Raw genomic sequence first — 3,352 nt, 5'->3', positions numbered from 1 at the left:
CTTCCACCGCCGTTGAGAATCCTCTGCAGGAAAGCCTGGAGCAGAAGCTGGGGAGCTGCTTCTTTGTAATCAAATCCATCCTCCCAGATTTCGCTGTGTTCACGGAAAAACTGCTGAAAGGCGGACAAAAGTTTATGAATATCCAGGCTGTGGTCATCTTTTACATACCAGGCGGTCTCCTGGTTGCTGATGCTGTCCTGAGCAACTGATGTCAGCTCCCTGGGAATGACCTCTTTGTATATCCTGTTGCTGATCCGGAGTTGGGGCTTTCTTTCTATCAAACCAAGATCAGCCACATACTGCAGATCATCCTCAGGCACCTGCAGAACTGATTCCTCTCCGGCCAGCAGGGCGGATATCACCCCGTGCACCCGAGGCTCGCGCAGCTTGTCAGCCAGCTGATCCAGATGCGTGGCTCTGGATATGATCAGCTGCTCCCGGCCCTGCAGATAATCAGTCAGAGTGATCTTTCTGGTCCGGTCTCTCAAGGCCCGGATTTCCCAGGTCAGTTCATGACCCAGGGCGTTTACCAGCCAGGGCTGACCAAATGTATCCTCCCAAAGCTCCGGAAAGATATCTTCTTCAAACTTCTGGCCGGTTTCCTCTGTGTGCTGCAGCCACAAGGCCTGGACCTCATCTCGGATGAAATTGCCCATGCGGATAGATGCGGATTTAATATTAAAGGCACTGCCGCCGGTGATGATTTCCCCGCCCGCCTGATGGATGCGGTAATCGCGTACATCCCTGACTCCGCAGAGGATTACGCTCTGGGGAAACGCCTCGGGGCGCTGGGCATAGCCGGAGCGGATCTGGCGTAAAAGAGATATGAGGGTATCCCCTACCAGGGCATCTACTTCGTCCAGAAAAAGGACCGATGGTTTGTCGGACAAATTGCTCCAGTATTCAAGGGTTTGGTGTAGAAGATCATTGACCGGCTGGCTGCGGCCATGTTCAGTCAGCCAGTTAAATACCTCCGGCATGTGCAGTTCCCGGCGGATGGCTGCTGCAATGGAACTGCAGACCGCTGGAATTCCTTTGGTCTCATCACCTCTTGCTGCCTGGGCACCTTCGATATTGGCATAGGCGCAGTTGTAACGGCCCTCTTCATTAATGGCCTTCATCATGGCCAGGAGGGTGCTGGTTTTGCCGGTCTGGCGCGGGGCATGCAGGACAAAATAGCGCTTATTGTCAATAAGATGCTGAATTTCTTCCCAGTCCACTCGGTGCAAGGGATCAATATGATAGTGATCTTCCGGAATAGTGGGGCCTGCAGTATTGAAAAAAAGGGCCATGATAAAAGTCTCCTCTGATTGCTGTTCAAGTATGCTGTCATATTTAAGTTTTTAACTTAAGTGCAAAAACATGACTTTGCAAGGTTGGGATAGACGAGAGCACAACCAGGTTCCAATGTAAAACAGGGAACAAGGCAAGTACCCTGTTCCCTGTTTTTTAGATATCAGGATTTGGTTTCTGCTTATTATTGCCGCTTACCCACAATCTCCAAGTCATCCGGCAGTTCAAATAATATCCCCACTTCACTGAACAGATGTTCTCCGGTCAGGGCAATAACCAGGGTCCGGGTAGGCACATGCATCCACAGGGTATCGGACAGGCCGTTGCCGTTGTAGTCAGCAACAGTGACCAACTTCCACTCTGTAACCGGAATATGTCCGGCAAAGTCCACTCCCGTGGGGACTGCTCCGTCCATATAAACCGCCGAGTGTTCATGATTGTCAGCGCTTCACCCCGGGGGCCCGGGACCGAACCTATAAGTAACTGACACCCCTCGTTACCAGGCTCCAGCCTGGAAACGTTTAGTTCTTGCGGCTCCAGCCGCTTCTTCGAAATGTGGCTGGAGCCACAAAAAAGTGATGTCCCCAGGCTGGAGCCTGGGAACAAGAGCAAATATCCTGAAATTAGCAACTGCCTGATTTTATGGCCAATACGATTGTAGTTACTTAAGAAGAAGGACTCTTAATAGCTTGGCCTGGATGTTTAAGGGAAGTTCACCTATCTCATCCAGGAAAATGGTCCCCTTGTCCGCCCGCTCAAACCTGCCCCTGTTTCTGGATATAGCACCGGTAAACGCCCCTTTTTCATGTCCGAAAAGCTCGCTGTCCACAAGGGGCTCCGGCAGTCCGCCGCAGTTTACTTTTATAAACGGTCCATCCGACCTGAGGGAGGCCGCGTGCAGGGCATTGGCAAAAATCTCCGCCATACCGGTGTCCATCATAGGCACCTTTGCCGGCATGCTGGCCATGGGTTTTTTCGTAAACCTGCTCACGCTTTTCGGGCTGGTGCTGTCCATCGGCATAGTGGTGGATAACGCCATTATTGCCATGGAAAATGTGGAAAGGCTCATGCGGGAAAGAAGTCTCAAGGCCAGGGAGGCTTCCATAGAAACCATGAAGCAGGTGGCGGGAGCGGTACTTGCCTCCACCCTGGTTCTGGTGGCCGTGTTTGCCCCTTCCGCAACTGGTCAATGCCAGGACCACCCTGGAAACGGACATACCCAATTACCGGACGGATCTGGACCGGGAAAAGGCCAGGGCCATGGGGGTTCCGATCAACCAGGTATATGAGACCATAAGCTGCTTCTGTAACGTTTTGATATCATACTGAAGATTTCATTTTGTCCAGCCATACACCCATCAATTCAGCATACGGTGGCAGTCTTTCAAATATTCTCTGCGCCAGACCTTCATGGTATGTATGGGATGTCAGGTTGCGGTCGTCCACCATCTGCAAACCAAGGGATACCTGTTCCTCAGACAAATGACCGATTTCTCCGGATGCGCGCAGAGCCTTTTTTGGAGAAGCTACGTCAATTCCTTCGACTTCAAAAAGATACACCCTGGCTGCCTTCCACACGGCCTCAAAAGAATATTCAAACCGTTGAATAGCGGCATCCCTTTGAATATCTGAAACCTGCGGCGAGCCGATTACCTCTAATAAAGTTTTCAGGGCCGCGTCCGCGGTTTACAGTCGTTGCTGGTGTTTATCCATAATATACCTTCATCACGTACTTTTCGGGCAAACTCCTCATTAGCCAGCGAAAGATCTACCACTTCAACGGCATAAGGAATGTGACTTTCTTCAAGTTTTTCCCTGAGGCGGCTCAAGTGCCCGACAGGCAAGTTCTGCAAGGGTTCTATGCCAATATCGCAGTCAGAAAAGAGTCTTGCCTTTCCGGATGCCCGGGAGCCAAATAGATATACTCGTACTGGGTGCTCTTTCATGTGGGCGGCAATTATCTCAAAAGTTTGCCTGAGGTATTGGTCAGTTTTGTGTGCTGAGTCCATATAAGCTCAAAGTTTAATTATGTTTGGCATTGGGGTCTTACCCGAAGCTG

The 3,352-nt window shown here is 51.0% G+C and carries 5 protein-coding genes and 1 pseudogene; 1 reads left to right on the top strand and 5 read right to left on the bottom strand.

Features of this window, described 5'->3' with window-relative positions:
• The 3 genes and pseudogenes from QZP87_RS10460 to QZP87_RS10450 all read right to left on the bottom strand — a co-directional run.
• Positions 1–1,292, bottom strand: a 1,292-nt coding sequence (locus QZP87_RS10460) for an AAA family ATPase (RefSeq protein WP_291322865.1), incomplete at its 3' end; no start/stop codon positions are given.
• 185 nt (positions 1,293–1,477) lie between these two features.
• Positions 1,478–1,708 (bottom strand): hypothetical protein, encoded by a 231-nt coding sequence (locus QZP87_RS10455; protein WP_291322864.1) that lies wholly within the window; start codon positions 1,706–1,708, stop codon positions 1,478–1,480.
• A 258-nt stretch (positions 1,709–1,966) separates the two neighbouring features.
• Positions 1,967–2,212: pseudogene (locus QZP87_RS10450) on the bottom strand (sigma 54-interacting transcriptional regulator); the annotation flags it as partial.
• 37 nt (positions 2,213–2,249) lie between these two features.
• Between QZP87_RS10450 and QZP87_RS10445 the strand changes: the two are divergent.
• Complete coding sequence (locus QZP87_RS10445) at positions 2,250–2,582, top strand: efflux RND transporter permease subunit (protein WP_363331011.1); 333 nt, start codon at positions 2,250–2,252, stop codon at positions 2,580–2,582.
• A 31-nt stretch (positions 2,583–2,613) separates the two neighbouring features.
• Here QZP87_RS10445 and QZP87_RS10440 read toward each other — a convergent pair whose 3' ends face one another.
• Both QZP87_RS10440 and QZP87_RS15595 read right to left on the bottom strand, forming a co-directional pair.
• Positions 2,614–2,964, bottom strand: coding sequence for an HI0074 family nucleotidyltransferase substrate-binding subunit (locus QZP87_RS10440; protein ID WP_291322866.1), 351 nt, complete (start codon positions 2,962–2,964; stop codon positions 2,614–2,616).
• Entirely contained in the window at positions 2,961–3,239 is a 279-nt protein-coding gene (locus QZP87_RS15595; RefSeq protein WP_363331010.1) for a nucleotidyltransferase domain-containing protein, read from the bottom strand. Before QZP87_RS15595 ends, QZP87_RS10440 begins: the two co-directional genes overlap by 4 nt.
• Between the last annotated feature and the right edge of the window lie 113 nt (positions 3,240–3,352).

This window comes from Desulfonatronospira sp. (assembly GCA_003563255.1).
In the GTDB taxonomy this organism is placed as follows: domain Bacteria; phylum Desulfobacterota; class Desulfovibrionia; order Desulfovibrionales; family Desulfonatronovibrionaceae; genus Desulfonatronospira.
This window is presented reverse-complemented; position numbering and strand designations above follow the sequence as displayed.

Bases quoted from the DNA above. Each gene is read 5' to 3' on its own strand.
- QZP87_RS10455 (WP_291322864.1), bottom strand. From the start codon at position 1,708: ATGGACGGAGCAGTCCCCACGGGAGTGGACTTTGCCGGACATATTCCG.
- QZP87_RS10445 (WP_363331011.1), top strand. From the start codon at position 2,250: ATGCTGGCCATGGGTTTTTTCGTAAACCTGCTCACGCTTTTCGGGCTG.
- QZP87_RS15595 (WP_363331010.1), bottom strand. From the start codon at position 3,239: ATGAAAGAGCACCCAGTACGAGTATATCTATTTGGCTCCCGGGCATCC.